At 50.4% G+C, this 18,154-nt stretch carries 1 protein-coding gene; it reads right to left on the bottom strand.

Features of this window, described 5'->3' with window-relative positions; translation table 11 throughout:
- Nucleotides 1-1,073: 1,073 nt before the first annotated feature.
- Nucleotides 1,074-17,444 (bottom strand): non-ribosomal peptide synthetase, encoded by a 16,371-nt coding sequence (locus C6H66_RS22300; RefSeq protein ID WP_105396763.1) that lies wholly within the window; start codon nt 17,442-17,444, stop codon nt 1,074-1,076.
- Nucleotides 17,445-18,154 lie beyond the last annotated feature (710 nt).

Below are 18,154 nucleotides of genomic sequence, written 5' to 3'. Positions count from 1 at the left end.
CTATTACCTCAACGAATCTGTTAGAAATTTGAAAACTGTCATACCCGACAGCCATCACCAATATTTCTTTCTTACTTCTTGCCCCCAAGAAATAAAATCGGACGTATCCGACATCAATTCAAAATATTCAAAAACCGTGTTGTCGCTCGATTAATAACGGCCAATTAGTTATTTTTCATGCTAATACATCCAATAACCGAACAAATAATCGACCTTAATTACACAAATAAAACACTCTATTCTTGTCACTATAATGACATTATTATATTCAATACCATAAAGAAACATTACAAATTACAATTAACATCACCACATATTATTTCATAATAATAAGATAATGTGACATGCATAATAATAAACTCAATAAAATATTGATTATAACGAGATATATTCCAATTAGATCGTTTTGTGATGTTATTTTTCTGACGCCCAGAGATATTTATCAACACGCGGTGCAAGATGGGATTAAATTTAATATTATTCAATTATATACCCCTCCCAATATGACTATTTTACTTGCTATTCTTTGCCATAGAGAACAAGGCGAATTACCCTTCACATATTACGTGTATACGCCGGGCTATCTGCACCGTCCGTATTTGCTGTTCATTTATAAAAACGGCCCGCAACAATTACCCCTAATAGGTAAGGTCTTTAATTATCACGAGCATTTAAAATAAACCCGATATATTCCAAAGCGAGATCATGAAATTAAAGGTAATTAAACCAGCCTATATCACCACCAAAAAACACATTACCATGATCACACCTTCAATTATCTTCTCATAATTATCTATTACAATAAATATTCCCAACAATAACACCACAATTAAAAATATAATTTCGATACCAAGGCAATCAACAAAATAAAATAAAATCAACAATCAAATCCGTTTGAGTTCACACAATATAAAATAGCAACAATAATAACAAAGAAACCTAAAAAAATAACTTATATGGGAATGATAACTTCCCTTATTCTATTTTAATGCATAAAAAATCCGGTATAATAAATACATACCGGATTATCACACTAGAACTAAATAATTGAGTACTTCCTTAATATATCAGTATTACGAAGCCTCCTCGTCATAGTTGATTGCCAACGCCCTATTCAAAATCTGAGCTAAAGTGATTTTATTCTCATTATCCTCCAATAAACTAAAATGGTTACCCGGAGTAGCAATCAATTGAAGTGAAGTATCAGGCATTACCCGCTCCCAACCTAACGACGGTTCTATGTTCACGGATTCTGGCTTTTCATCCACCACAAAAGAAACAGCAGGAGAAGGTTCTACCGCATAGAACTGATGCAGCGTTATCGCTAATGCCGGCGGCTCATAATCGGCAACGATTTGTGTGTAACGTTCGATCTGCCGCCAACATTTTGCAATCACATCAGCACGCTGATTTGCTGGATATAACGCCAATTCTTGCGCCGCAGCAATAAACTGAACCAAATCAAGCTCATCAATTCGCCGGTATAGCGCAGCAATCTCTTCTTTGCACGCCTCCCCTGACTGCCGGACCAGCTCGGTAAAGAAATGATGTTTGGACTGCATGGCCTCTTTGCCAAAATAATGAGGCGCAGGCGTATCAATCAGCCCCAGGAAATTAACTCGCTCGCCAGCACTCAAAAGCTGTTGGGCAATGGCATAAGCCAATATCCCACCAGAAGAGTAGCCGCTTATTCGGTATGGACCTACCGGTTGAACGGCTTTCATCAAGGCGATCATTCTGGCTGCTTGCTCTTCCATCGTTAACATCGGTTCTTCACTGATCGATGGCCAAGGCAGCGCATAAATCGGGTAGCCTGACGGGATATGTTGAGCCAGCCCGAAGACATAAGAATAATCACCCATGCCACTGGGAACAAAGAACAGCGGCAATCCTGCTCCATCAGGTCGCACCGATATAGCGCTGCTTTGCGGCTGAGACAATAAATCTGAGGTGATTTTTACGGTCAATTCGGCCAGTACCGGGAATTGGAACAAAGTATTCAGTGTAAAAATCAACCCTCGGCCAGCGGCAAGATTCATCATTCGCATAGCAAGCAACGAGTGACCGCCCAACGCGAAGAAATTGTCATACCGGCTAACCTGCTCAATCCCTAGCAATTCACACCAAATCTCTGCTAATACGGTTTCCGTTTCGCCTTGTGGCGCCTCGTAAGCCTGACGAGCAAATGCTTCACTATCCGGCTCCGGTAACGCATGACGATTCAACTTACCGTTTGGCGTCAATGGAAAAGCGTCCAGACGCACAAAGGCTGACGGCACCATATAGTCAGGTAAAACAGCACTCAAGTGGGTACGCAAGCTATTCACTAACTTCTCATCCGCTTGCGCCACTACATAAGCCACCAAGCGTTTGTCCTGCCCTTCACCCAACGCCAGCACCACAGATTGACTTACCGCAGGATGCTCCACCAACCGGGCCTCAATTTCACCCGGTTCAACTCGGAAGCCGCGAATTTTCACCTGATGATCATTGCGGCCTAGGAATTCCAGATTGCCATCCGGCAGGTAGCGAACCAAATCCCCGGTGCGATACATCCGTGCATTTGGATTATCGCTAAACGGATCAGTCAGGAAGTATTCCGCGGTCAGTTCAGCACGGTTGAGATAACCCCGCGCTACACCCGTTCCCCCAATATACAATTCCCCCACCGCGCCTAACGGTACTGGCTGCTCCTGAACGTCGAGCAAGTAAACACGGGTATTCGGCAGCGGACGACCAATGATATTGGCCTGCCCCACCCCCTCGTTTAGGCAGGATGTCGTTGTAGTAATCGTAGCTTCTGTCGGACCATAGCAATTAACCAGAACAGGGTATTCGCCATGAACCGATAGCCAGCGTTGTAACTCATGATCAGGTATCGCTTCCCCACCAATGCAAATAATTCTTACGCCCTGATAGATATCGCCTTTATTAACATTTGATATTATCCGCCAGAATTGGGCAGGTATCGCAATGTAGGTAATTTTATAAAACTCGCACAGACGCCAGAACTCCTGCGCACTCAGGAGCCATTGATTTGTCCTTAAGACTAATTGTGCCCCCAGTGTTATTGCGCAAAATATTTCTGATGCACAAACGTCAAAAGAGGGGTTGCAAAATTGTAATATACGGTCAGATGCGTTAAGCGACCACTTCATGTTCAACGAAGTAATTTGACTGACCAGTTGCCTATGTTCAACCATCACCCCCTTTGGCGTACCGGTCGAACCGGAGGTATAAATCACATACGCCAGATGCCATGAGGTTAATTCAGATATCTGTGGATTGCTGTCTGGCTGGTCAGGCAATGTATTCGGATCAAGCACTGTCAGCCCGGTCAGCACGTTTTCACCCAACACGGTACGCCCAACGGCGTCAGCCAGTAAAATAACCGGTGAGACATCGGCCAAAATATGTGATAGACGTTCGCCCGGATAATCCGGGTCCAGCGGCACATAAGCCGCGCCTGCTTTCAGCACCGCCAACAATCCCACTACCATCGCCGGTGAACGTGCCACACAAATCGCCACCCGCTGGTCCGGTTCTACACCTAGCGCAATTAGCTGATGGGCCAACCGGTTAGCACGAGCGTTCAATTCGGCATAACTGAGAGTTTGCTCCTCATACACTAAAGCTGTCGCGTCCGGGGTTTGCTCTACCTGTTGTTCAAACAATTGATGAATACATAACGGTTCCAGATACGAGGTTTCTGTCGCATTCCAAGTATTCAACAGTAACGTACACTCCGTTTCAGGCAGAATGTTCAATGTCCGTACCGGCGTTTCCGGGGTCTGTTCCAGTGCCGCCGCCAAGCTCTCCAGCGCCTGCTGCATATAGCCACATACCCGTTCAGGCTCAAACGGCTGGATAACTTGAGCCGTCAGCCCCAGTGCGTCACCAAAATCTTCCACCGATAAGGCAAACGGATAGTTGGTAAACTCCTGCGCCCCAAGGAATTCAATACCGTCCATCGTTCCATCCAAAGGATCTGGCTGATCATTATGCCGGTAGTTCAACAAGGCGCTGAACAATGGAATGCCATCCAGCACCCCACTACAACGCTGGGCCAGCGCCAGTGAGGCATGTTCATGTTCCAACAATCCCGCTAACCGGCTATGTACTGCCTGTACACTATCACGCACCGACGTATCATTCATATCCAGCCGCAACGGCAAGGTATTGATAAATAGCCCCATACCGCTATCAACCCCTTTCCCCACCGCCATACGCCCAAATATTACGGTACCGAACACCACCTGTTCCTGTCCGCTGGTACGCGACAACACCTGCGCCCAAGCCAAATGACATAAAGCCGCCAGACTCACCCCCAAACGTCGGGCTTGACCACGCAGACGGTCATTCAGCTCAGGCGCCAACATCCGCTGCGATTCCGTCACCTGCGAGCCATCACGATGCACCTCCGTCAATCCGAACGGCAGCGTAGGTTCATCCACCCCGGCTAACATGTCAGTAAAGAAACGGATATGCGCTTCCTGACTTACCCCCAACCGGGCCTGCGCCACCAAATTGCGGAAAGGCGTCGGCGTTAGCAGGCTCTCCTCCTGCCCGTCCAGATAAGCTTGGACTTCACGATTCATCACGTCCAACGTGGTATGGTCGCCAATCAGATGATGCAATAATTGCAGTACAATCCAACGGCCATCGGTTTCCTGTGCTATCACAAAGCGTAATAACGGGGCTTCGTTCAGGTCTAAACGATGGTGACGGGGATCAAAACGCTCAGCCAATTGCCCGCTAACCGGTCCATCGGCTGGGTTTAGTGTCAGCTCAATCACCGACAAAGATGCCTGACGCCAAACCACTTGGGCGGGCACTGACAATCCTTGCCAGATAAAGGCTGTACGCAGGATATCGTGTCTATTAACCACCTGTTGCACCGCCGCCAGATAACGGTCCAGCAAAGTCCGCTCAGTAAAGACCATCTGACCGGTTAATAAATAGGGGTCCCCTTTGTTTGCCAATAGGTGATGGAACAAAATACCGTCCTGCAATGGCGACAGGGCATAGATATCCTGAATATTGGCAACCCCGCCCGGCACTTGCCCGACGATGCGGTCAATGTCAGCTTGGGTTAAATCAATTAGCGGCAACATTTCCGGTGTCAGCATCGTAGTTGCCGGGGGGATCACGTTAGCCGGCACGATTACAGCCTGATGCTGTCCCAACGTTTGCGCCAAATCTGACAGCACCGGAGACTGGAACAGATCACGCGCCGCCAGTGTCAACCCCAATTGACGCAAGCGTTCAATCATGCGTACAGCAAGCAGTGAATGGCCGCCCAACGCAAAGAAGCTGTCATACCGACTAACCTGTTCAATCCCCAGTAATTCACGCCAAATCGCCGCTAATGTCATTTCCGTTTCGCCTTGCGGCGCTACGTAAGCCTGACGGGCGACAGCTTCACTGTCCGGTGCCGGTAGCGCCCGACGATCCAGCTTACCGTTCGGCGTCAACGGAAACGCATCCAGCCGTACAAAGGCTGACGGCACCATATAGTCAGGCAAAATTTTGCTCAGGTAATCACGCAAACTATTCACCAGCCCGTCATCCGCGGGCGCCGCCACATAGGCCACTAGCCGTTTATCCGGCCCATCCCCTAGCACCGATACAGCCGCCTCACGCACCGCCGGATGCTCCACCAGACGCGCCTCAATTTCTCCCGGCTCAATGCGGAAGCCTCTGATTTTCACCTGCTGGTCATTACGGCCTAAGAATTCCAGATTACCGTCCGGCAAATAGCGAGCCAAATCCCCGGTACGGTACATACGAGCATCAGGTTCATCGCTGAATGGATCGATCAGGAAACGTTCGGCGGTTAACTCAGGGCGATTCAAATAACCTTGAGCGACCCCATCGCCACCAACATAAATTTCACCGATCACACCCGGCGGTACCGGCTGACCATACGCATCCAGCACATAAACGCGCGTATTCGCTATTGGCCGACCAATAGGTATCCGGCTCGCTCCCTGTGGCAACGCCTCGATAGGATACATAGTGGTAAAAGTGGTCCCTTCACTCGGACCATAGGCTTGCAAGAGTTGTTGCGGCGGACGATTATCCAGAACCTGAGCAATCACCTGTAAATCGGGGATATCTCCCCCAAAAATTAGGATCTTAATTTGCGGAAGAATGGGAGATAACTCTGCCGCCAACCGGTTAAATAACCCGATAGTCAGCCATAAAACTGTGATGCGGCGCTCCTGTAACGTCAGCACTAACTCCTGTGGCGTTAATAAGGTGGCGCGGTCGATAACCACTAAAGCACCACCGTTAAGCAACGGCGCCCAAACTTCAAACGTGCTGGCATCGAAAGCCGGATTAGCCGTAAAGGCCACTCGATCCTCCGGCCCGATGTTGGCATAACCATTATTAATGACCAGCCGAACCATAGCACGATGCTGCACCAAAACCCCTTTGGGTGTGCCGGTAGAACCGGAGGTATACATGATATACGCTAACTCGGTGCTGGAACGCAGCAAATCAGGGTTGATACGATCTTGCTCTCTGTTCGCGCTTTTCTCATCCGAGAGACGCAATAGCGGAACAGTCAAGTTAGCCGGAATATCAGTCCGTGTATCGGTAAGCAGCAACCGAGCGGAACAATCACTTATCAGCCAATTTTTCCGTTCATCCGGCATACTGGGATCAACCGGCACGTAAACAGCGCCGGCTTTGAGAATCGCCAATTGGGCCACCACCAGTTCCATCGAGCGCTCTAACAGGATCGCAACATGGTCATCTGGACGAATTCCCTGTTCGATTAGCTGATGAGCCAATCGGTTAGCGCATGTATTCAGTTCCGTATAGCTTAAGGTTTTATCTCCCGCTATCAGCGCCATCGCCTCCGGGGTCTTCTCTACCTGCTGCTCAAACAATTGATGAATACATAACGCATCAGGATAGGCGGTTTCCGTAGCGTTCCAGGTTTCCAGCAACAGTGTGCGTTCTATTTCAGGCAGGATGTTCAAGGCGCGTATCGGTGTCTCCGGGGCTTGCTCCAAAGCTTCCACCAGACTCTCCAGCGCCTGCTGCATATAACCGCACAGGCTTTCCGGATCAAACGGTTGCACTACCTGAGCCGTCAGCCCCAGAGATTCACCAAAATCCTCCACCGACAGCACAAATGGGTAGTTGGTTCGCTCCTGTGCATCAAGAAATTCAATACCACTGATCAGTTCATCTGACATTGCCGACAAAGCATTATGTCGATAATTCAACAATGCGCTAAAGAGCGGCGTACCGCTGGCAATTCCACTGCAACGTTGAGCCAGTGCCAGTGAAGCATGCTCATGCGCCAATAATCCGGCAAGTCGGGTATGGGCGGCCTGCACGCTGTCCTGCACTGGGGTCTCATCGATATCCAGCCGCAACGGCAAAGTATTGATAAACAATCCCATGCCATTGTCAGCACCCTCCCCCGCCTGCATACGCCCAAACAGCACCGTACCAAACACGACACTCTGCTGACCGCTGGTACAAGACAACACCTGCGCCCAAGCCAGATGACACAGCGCCGCCAGACTGACACCCAAACGCCTGGCCTGACTACGCAAACGGTCATTTAGCTCAGGAACCAACATCCGGTGAGATTCCGTCACCTGCGAACCGTCACGATGCACCTCCGTCAATCCAAACGGCAACGTGGATTCATCCACCTCCGCCAACATCTCGGTAAAGAAGCGGGTGTGTTCTTCCTGACTGACGCCCAACCGGGCCTGCGCCACCAGATTGCGGAAAGGAACCGGCGCCGGCAAGCGCTCCTCTTGCCCCGTCAGATACGCCTGCACTTCGCGGTGCATCACTTCCATCGTTTCATGGTCGCCAATCAAGTGATGATGCAATTCCAGTAACAACCAACGACCATCCGTTTCTTGAGCGATAACAAAACGCAGTAACGGGGCTTGGCTCAGATCAAGACGATAGTGAGCGGGATCAAAACGCCGGGTTAACTGGTCACTGACCAGACCGTCAGCCGGGTTTAGCGTCAATTCAGTCACTGACAATGGGGCCTGACGCCAGACCACCTGCGCCGGCATTGACAATCCTTGCCAGATAAAGGCGGTACGTAAGATATCGTGCCGATCAATGGTCTGTTGAATCGCCGCCAGATAACGATCCAATAGCGCCCGGTCAGCAAAGACCATCTGGCTGACTAACAGATACGTATCACCTTCATTCTCCAACAGATGGTGGAACAAAATACCATCCTGCAATGGCGACAGTGCATAGATATCCTGAATATTCGCCATCCCACCCGGTACCTGTCCGACGATGCGGTCAATATCAGCCTGAGTTAAATCAATCAGCGGCAACATTTCAGGTGTCAGCACCGTTGTATCCGATGTAATACCGTTGTCAGGTACCCGGATTTCATCATGCTGAACCAGAGACTGTGCCAGAACACGGAGTGTTGGATGCTGAAATAGCATTTGTACTGATACACCCAGACCGACACGCCGCAATCGTTCAATCATACGCACGGCGAGTAAGGAGTGGCCGCCCAATGCAAAGAAGCTGTCATGTCGGCTAATCTGTTCAACGCCCAGTAACTCACACCAAACAGCCGCCAACATCGTTTCTATCTTCCCTTGCGGGGCTTCATAGACCTGACGGGCAAACGCCGCCTCCCCCGGTGCCGGCAACGCCCGGCGATCCAGCTTGCCATTCGGCGTTTGCGGGAAGCTATCCAGTCGCACAAAGGCCGCCGGTATCATATAGTCAGGTAAAACTGCGCACAGGTGTTCGCGTAAATCAGCCGTCAATTTCTCATGCGCTTGTGCCGCTACATAAGCAACCAGCCGTTTGCCCAGCTCATCATCCAGCGCCAGCACCGCCGCTTCCTGTACCGCCGGATGTTCCACCAGCCGAGTTTCAATTTCCCCCAGTTCAACCCGGAAGCCGCGAATTTTAACCTGTTGGTCGTTACGACCGAAGAATTCCAACTCGCCGTCCGGCAGATAACGCGCTAAATCTCCGGTGCGATACATTCGCGCATTGGACACCGGACTAAAGGAATCTGGCATAAAACGTTCTTCGCTCAATGTCAGCCGGTTCAGATAACCCCGTGCCACACCTACGCCCCCAATATACATTTCGCCCACGCAGCCCAATGGCACAGGTTGGCTGTATTTGTCCAACAGATAGACACGAGTATTTCTAATCGGTCGACCGATAGAACGATCATCTGCCGGGGATAAGATTTCTTTACAGGTCGCCGTCACGGTATTTTCCGTCGGACCATAAGCGTTCAATAGCCGAGGCCGGCGGCCTTCCTGCCTAAACCAATCCTGAATAGCGTTCTTTTTGACCGCCTCACTGCCAATGATGATCAGCCGGAGACACTCCGGCAACGGTAATTCGTTGTCTCTGGCCGCCAGTTCAGACCAGAATAAGGTCGGCAAAAACATTACCGTAATACAGCTTTGCCGGGCTAAGGCAATAAATTCCGCCATTGAAGCCAACCAGCCATCATCACGAATCACCAGCGTGGCGCCGCTGCATAATGACGAGAAGCACTCTTCCACTGAAACATCAAACGCAAACGCGGCAAATTGCAATACCCGGTCTTGCGCGGTGATGGCATAGGGTTCATTAACCCCCAGATAACGTTGATACACCGCCTGATGTTCTACCATCACCCCTTTCGGCTGCCCGGTTGAACCGGAGGTGTAAATCACATAGGCCAGATGCTGTGGCGTTAATGTAGTCACTAATGGATTGTTGTCCGGTTGATCAGGCTGGATATTCGGGTCAATTACCATCAGCCCGGCCAGCACCTCGCCACCCAGTGCGGCCTGTCCGATCACATCAGCCAAGACCACTGATGGGGCCGTGTCATGCAGGATATAGGTCAGACGCTCCTCCGGGTAGGTTGAATCCAGCGGCACGTAAGCTCCACCGGCTTTCAACACCGCCAACAACGCCGCCACCATCGCCGGTGAGCGTGCCACGCAAATCGCCACCGGTTGTTCCAGTGTTACGCCACATGCAATCAGTTGATGGGCCAACCGGTTGGCGCAGGCATTTAATTCGGCATAACTTAGCGTCTGCTCTTGATACACCAGTGCCGTGGCCTCCGGGGTTTTCTCCACCTGTTGTTCAAACAACTGATGAATGCATAACGCCTCTGGATATGGGATCTCCGTGACGTTCCAGGTTTCCAATAACAACCTGCGCTCCATTTCCGGCAGGATGTTCAGTGCTCGTACCGGCGTATCTGGAGCCTGCTCAAGGGCCTCTACCAAACTCTCCAGCGCCTGCTGCATATAATTGCATAGACTTCCCGGATCAAACGGTTGCACCACATGAGCGATCAACCCCAATGTAGCGCCATTGTCCTCCACCGACATCCCGAAGGGGTAGTTAGTGCTCTCCTGTTCGCCCAGGAATTCAATCCCCTCCATCGTTTCATCCAAGGGAGTTGACTGATCATTATGGCGGTAGTTCATCAGGGCGCTAAAGAGCGGCGTACCGCTGGCAACCCCACTGCATCGTTGAGCCAGCGCCAGTGAAGCATGTTCATGTTCCAACAATCCCGCCAGCCGGGTATGTACTGTCTGTACACAATCCCGTACCGACGTATCATCGATGTCCAGCCGTAACGGCAGGGTATTAATAAACAGCCCCATCCCACTATCAGCCCCTTCTCCCGCCGTCATGCGCCCAAACAGCACGGTGCCAAACACCACTTTCTCCTGACCACTGGTACACGCCAATACCCGCGCCCAGGCCAAATGACACAACGCCGCCAGACTGACTCCCAAACGCCGAGCCTGACTACGCAAACGGTCATTCAAACTGGCCGTCAACAGTCGATGGGACGCTATCTCCTGAGATCCATCACGATGCACATCCGTCAGCCCGAACGGCAGCGTTGGCTCATCCACCTCCGCTAGCATCTCGGTAAAGAAACGGGTATGCGCTTCCTGATCTCCCCCTAACCGGGCCTGAGCTACCAGATTGCGGAACGGTACCGGGTCAGGCAGGCTATCCCCTTGTCCGGCAAGGTACGCTTGCACTTCACGGTTCATCACTTTCATTGCGGTATGGTCGCCAATCAGGTGATGCTGCAATTCCAGTAAGAGCCAGCGGCCATCGGTCTCCTGCGCCGCCACAAAACGTAACAGCGGTGCCTGACTCAAATTAAGACGATAATGACGGGGATTAAAACGTTGAATGAGTTGATCACAAACCGGGCCATCAGCCGGGTTCAGTGTCAGCTCAGTCACCGACAAGGATGCCTGACGCCAAACTACCTGAGCCGGTACTGACAACTCTTGCCAAATAAAGGCGGTACGCAGAATATCGTGATGAGCAATCACCTGCTGCACCGCCGCCAAATAACGGTCTAACAGAGAACGATCAGCAAAGGCCATCTGACTGACCACCAGATAGGGATCACCTTCGTTTGCCAATAAGTGGTGGAACAAAATACCGTCCTGCAACGGCGACAGGGCATAGATATCCTGAATATTAGCCATCCCGCCCGGTACCTGCCCGATGATACGGTCAATCTCAGCCTGAGTCAGATCAATCAGCGGCAACATTTCTGGGGTAATTTTCGTCGTCGTTGGCGTAATCACATTCGGCGGCACCACCATAACCGGTTGCCGCCCCAGTGTTTGTGCCAATTCAAACAATACTGGCGACTGGAACAGGTCGCGCACCGCCAGCGTCAACCCCAAGTGACGCAAGCGTTCAACCATCCGCACAGCCAACAACGAGTGGCCGCCCAGTGCAAAGAAACTGTCATACCGGCTGGCCTGTTCAATCCCCAGTAATTCACGCCAAATCGCTGCCAGAACCATTTCCATTTCGCCTTGCGGCGCAGCATAAACCTGACGGGCCAAAGCTTCACTGTCCGGTGCCGGGAGCGCTCGGCGATCCAGTTTACCGTTCGGAGTCAGTGGAAACCCATCCAGACGCACAAAGGCTGTCGGCACCATGTAATCCGGTAAAATGGCACTCAGGTGATCACGTAGACTCATCGCCAGCCCCTCATGGGCTTCCGCCGCCACATAGGCCACCAGCCGTTTTTCCGGCCCATCGCCTAACGCCAACACCGCCGCCTCTCGCACCGCCGGATGCTCCGCCAGACGATTCTCAATTTCCCCCGGTTCAATACGGAAGCCACGGATTTTAACCTGTTGGTCATTACGGCCCAGAAATTCCAGATTGCCATCCGGCAGATAACGGGCCAAATCCCCGGTCCGATACATACGCGCATCCGGTTGATCACTAAATGGATCTGTCAGGAAACGTTCAGCAGTCTGGTCAGGACGATTAAGATAACCGCAAGCAACTCCATCACCCCCTACATAAATCTCACCAATCGCACCTGACGGTACCGGCTGACCATAAGCATCCAGCAGATAAATACGTGTATTGGCTATCGGCCGACCAATGGGGATGCGCGTCACTCCCTGCGCTAATGCCGCAATAGGATACATGGTGGTAAAAGTGGTTCCCTCACTTGGACCATAAGCTTGTAATAATTGTTGCGGCGGGCGATTATCCATAACCTGAGCAATCACATGTAAATCGGGTATGTCTCCCCCGAAAATCAGGATCTTAATCTGCGGCAGAACCGGAGATAACTCTGCCGCCAGCCGGTTAAACAACCCGATAGTCAGCCACAGAACCGTGATCTGGTGGGCCTGTAAAACCCGCACTAACTCCTGTGGTGTTAATAATGTGGCGCGGTCAATAACCACTAATGCCCCGCCATTGAGTAACGGCGCCCAGACTTCAAATGTGCTGGCATCGAAAGCAGGATTAGCTGTAAAAGCAACCCGATCATCCTGACCGATTTCGGCATAACCATTATTGATAACCAACCGTGCCACCGCACGATGAGGTACCAACACCCCTTTTGGGGTACCGGTAGAACCGGAGGTGTACATGATATACGCTAAATCGGCGCTGGAATGCGGTAAATCAGGGTTGAGGCAATCTTCCTCTTTGCTCATGTCTGTCTCATTCGAGAGACGAAACAGAGGAACCAAAAGGCCGACAGGAATCTCAGATTGTTCATCAGTAATCAGCAACTTAGCTGAACAGTCATTTATCAGCCAATTCTTCCGCTCATCCGGCACACTGGGATCAACCGGCACGTAAACAGCGCCGACTTTAAGAATAGCCAATTGGGCTACCACCAGTTCTATCGATCGCTCTAGCAAAAGCGCAATATGATCACCGGGACGAACCTCTTGTTCGATTAACTGATGAGCTAGCCGGTTAGCACGGGTATTCAGTTCTGTATAGCTCAGAGTTTTATCTCCTGCTATCAGCGCCGTCGCCGTTGGAGTTTTCTCCACCTGTTGTTCAAACAACTGCTGGATACATAACTGTTCAGGATAGACGGTTTCCGTGGCGTTCCAGGTTTCTAACAACAAGGTACGCTCCGCTTCCGGCAGGATATCCAATACCCGAACAGGCATTTCCGGGGTTTGCTCCAGCGCTTCCACCAGACTCTCCAGTGCCTGTTGCATATAACCACATAGAATTTCCGGATCAAACGGTTGCACGACCTGAGCCGTCAGCCCCAGAGTAGAACCGCCATCCTCTACCGACAGCACAAACGGATAGTTAGTTCGCTCCTGTTCGCCAAGGAATTCAATTCCGGCCATTGTTTCATCCAAAGGATCGAGCTGCTCATTATGGCGATAGTTCAACAGGGCGCTAAAGAGCGGCGTACCGCTGTCAACCCCACTGCATCGTTGAGCCAGCGCCAACGGAGCATGCTCATGTTCCAACAATTCAGCCAGCCGCAGATGCGCCTCCCGCACACTGTCCCGTACCGGGGTCTCATCCATATCCAGCCGCAGCGGCAGGGTATTGATAAACAGCCCCATTCCTTCCCCCACAGCCATGCGTCCAAACAGGACGGTACCAAACACCACTTTTTCCTGTCCGCTGGTACGCGATAACACTTGCGCCCAGGCCAGATGACACAAAGCCGCCAGACTGACGCCCAAACTCCGGGCCTGACTGCGCAAACGGCCATTTAACTCAGGAGCTAACATCCAGTGAGATTCCGTCTTCTGAGATCCATCACGATGCACACCTGTCAGCCCAAACGGCAACGTTGGCTCATCCATTGCCGCCAACATATCGGTGAAGAAATGGGTATGCGCCGCCTGACTCACTCCCAACCGAGCCTCGGCCACCAGATTACGGAACGGCACCGGCACCGGCAGATGCTCCCCCTGTCCGGCAAAATAGGCCCGCACTTCACGGTGCATGACTTCCATCGTTTCATGGTCGCCAATCAAGTGATGTTGTAATTCCAGTAAGAACCAGCGGCTATCGGTTTCTTGAGCGATAACAAAATGCAGTAGCGGCGCCCGACGCAAGTCAAGACGATACTGAGCGGGATCAAAACGCCGGGTTAACTGGTCAATCACTGAGCCGTCAGCCGGATCTAACGTCAGTTCTGTCACAGGCAATCGTGCCCGGCGCAAGACCACCTGCGCCGGGACTGACAATCCTTGCCAGATAAACGCCGTCCGCAAGATATCATGGCGATCAATCGTCTGTTGTACCGCCGTCAGATAACGCTCCAGCAAAGAGCGGTTAGCAAAAGCCACCGGATAGAGCACCAAATAGGGGTCGCCTTCCTGTTCCAACAGGTGGTGGAACAGGATACCGTCCTGTAACGGCGACAAGGCATAGATATCCTGAATATTCGTCATTCCCCCCGGTACCTGCTCGACGATGCGGTCAATGTCAGTCTGAATCAAATCAATCAGCGGCAACATCTCCGGCGTTAGAGCCGTGGTGGCTGGCGTGATGACGTTAGGCGGCACTATCACAGCCTGATGCTGTCCCAACGTTTGAGCCAATGCTGACAGCACCGGCGACTGGAACAGATCACGCGCCGTCAGCGTCAAACCCAAGTGACGCAAACGCTCAATCATCTGCACGCCAAGTAGGGAATGACCACCCAACGCAAAGAAACTGTCATGCCGACTGATTTGTTCAATGCCCAATAATTCACGCCAAATGGCCGCTAGAGTGATTTCAGCCTTCCCTTGTGGAGCTTCATAAATCTGACGGGCAAAATCGTCTTCCCCTGGCGCTGGCAACGCCCGGCGATCTAACTTGCCACTCGGAGTTTGCGGGAAGGTATCCAGACGCACAAAAGCCGCCGGTACCATATAGTCAGGTAAAATGGCGCTCAGGTATTCACGCAAATCAGCCGCTAATCTCTCATTTGCTTCCGCCTCCACATAGGCCACCAGCCGTTTGCCCTGATCGCCATCCAGTGCCAACACCACCGCCTCTTGTACCGCCGGATGTTCCGTTAGCCGGGTTTCAATTTCCCCCAGTTCAATTCGAAAACCGCGAATTTTAACCTGCTCATCGTTACGGCCCAGAAATTCTAAGTCACCATCCGGCAGATAGCGGGCCAAATCCCCAGAGCGATACATCCGTTCGCCGGATACCGGACTAAAAGGGTCCAGCATAAAACGTTCCACGCTCAACGCTGGCCGGTTGAGATAACCCCGAGCCACACCCACGCCGCCAATGTACATCTCGCCCACGCAACCTGCGGGTACCAGTTCGCCATATTTGTCCAACAGATAGATACGAGCATTTTTAGCCGGTCGGCCGATAGAACGGGCATCTTCCGGGGATAGCACATCCTTATAGGTCACCGTCACGGTGTTTTCTGTCGGGCCATAACCATTCAATAGCCGGGGCCGGTGGCCCGCCTGCCTAAACCACGCCTGAATGGCGCTCTTTTTCACCGCCTCACCCCCAATGATGATGAGCCGGAGACAATCCGGCAGCGGTAATCCATTATCTCTGGCAGCCAATTCAGACCAGAATAAAGTCGGCAGTGACATCACCGTAATACGATATTGTCGGGTTAAGGCAACAAATTCTGGTATCGAAGCCAGCCAGCTATCATCCCGGATAACCAGTGTGGCTCCGTTGCATAATGACGAGAAGAAATCTTCCACTGAAACATCAAACGCAAACGCGGCAAATTGCAATAGCCGGTCTTGCGCGGTGACCGCATAGGTGTCGTTAAAACCCAGATAACGTTGGTAAATCGCCTGATGTTCCACCATCACCCCTTTCGGCTGCCCGGTGGAGCCGGAGGTGTAAATCACATAGGCCAAATGCTGCGGCGTCAACGCCGGGATCTGCGGGTTGCTGTCGGGCTGGTTAAGTTGGATATTCGGATCAAGTACCGTCACTCCTACCAGCGCCTGTTCGCCCAGCGCCGCCCGGCCAGCTTCATCAACCAACGCCACTGACGGCGCGCTGTCACTCAGGATATATGCCAAACGTTCCCGCGGATAAGTCGAATCCAGCGGCACATAAGCCCCACCGGCTTTCAACACAGCCAGCAATGCCACCACCATCATCGGGGAACGCTCCACACAAATCGCCACCCGACGGTCCGGTGTGACGCCCAGTGCAATCAGTTGATGAGCCAGTCGGTTAGCACGGGTATTCAATTCCGCATAACTGAGAGTCTGTTCCTGATATTCCAACGCTGTGGCGTACGGGGCCTGTTCTGCCTGCCGCTCAAATAATTGATGAATACATAATGGATCAGGATAAGGGGTTTCCGTGGCGTTCCAGGTTTCCAGTAGCAAGGTACGTTCGGCTTCAGACAACAAATTAAGCTGCCAGACAGGGGCTTCCTCTCCCTGCCTTTGTGACGCTGCCAGCACCTGTAAATGTTCACCCATGCGCAGAACCACTTCCGTGCTCAGGCGATTTTCATCGTAGAGCCAACGAAAACCGCCCTGCGCATTGATTTGCAGCGTCAGCAATTCGCCCTGTGGCGCCTGATCACACGGCCTATCTTCCGCTATGACAGAAACGGCTATCCGCCACGGACAATGAGTTGTCAACGCCGGAATAGCCCATAATGAAGGAGAGCGCGAAAGGAGATCTCGACTAAATGTGTGGTGCCGGCTCAACCAGGCCAACTCGCCATCCAGCCAGTTCGCTGCCACATGCCAAGGCTTATCAAACTCCACCTCAACGACCATTGGCGCCACCGGCGACAAATCTGTCGACTTATCGTTTACCCCATCCACGCACCAACCAATTTGGAATGTCGTTTGCTGAGTCAAACGCGCAAGATAGATAACAAATGCCTGTAACAACGTTTGCAATGGCTCCTCTTCACCATTTTTTGGCAACGGGGGCTGCCAGTCACTGATTACCCAACTGGGTTCCGCTGGTTCTCCGGCGGTTTCAAAAGGTAATTGGAGGGGTTGCAAAGCAGCAAGACGTTCACACCAAAATAATTCACTGGATGTAAACGTCTGGGGAATATTCTTTACATTTTGAGTCGGTGGTAAAGTGTCATTTACTTTGGTTATATTTTCTGACGTCTGAGAGAGGAGTTCAGCTTTTAAAGTACTTCCTGCTTGAGCAATGCTATCTTTCATTTACTACCTCAACGAATCTGTTAGAAATTTGGAAACTGTCATCTCTGACAACCATCACTAATATTTCTTTCTCACTTCTTGCCCCCAAGAAATAAAAACGGACACCTCTGATATCAATTCAAGATATTCAGATGTGGAATGCTATAGCCCAGCTAACAACAACCAATTAACAATTTATTGACATTAATTTTCCTGACAACGGAATAAATAATTCATCTTATAATCCGGAATAAAATATTTTATTTTTGTCTCTGTTTTTTAGATAAGTTCTATTAATTGACTGCAATTTTAATTGACTGACATTGAATTCCATCATTTAAGATGGAATCGTTAACTTTATTTAATTATGTATATAATACCAAGTCACTCCTATATTTTATCTAATTTTCTATTAATATCTAATTAAAATTATTTCAAAAACAAATTAAAAATTTATAAAGATAAAATGAATAAATTAACCCTCAATTATCAAAAAAATTTACTTTGATAATTATCTATAAAATAAATTCTTTATCTTAATAATTAACTAATATTTCAATTACAAATGTAACTTATTCAACATTTACAAGCCATCCTATATATTCAATTATTTGAAGATATAAGCTTGGGCTAAAAGTAATTCATAACACACTATTTTTCAACAAATAAATAATATCGTTAATGTAAATGCCGTAAACAAACTAATACAAGTTCAAATTAAATTCATTATA

Origin of the sequence: Photorhabdus hindustanensis (genome assembly GCF_002968995.1) — a bacterium.
GTDB classification, from domain to species: Bacteria; Pseudomonadota; Gammaproteobacteria; order Enterobacterales; family Enterobacteriaceae; genus Photorhabdus; species Photorhabdus akhurstii.
This window is presented reverse-complemented; position numbering and strand designations above follow the sequence as displayed.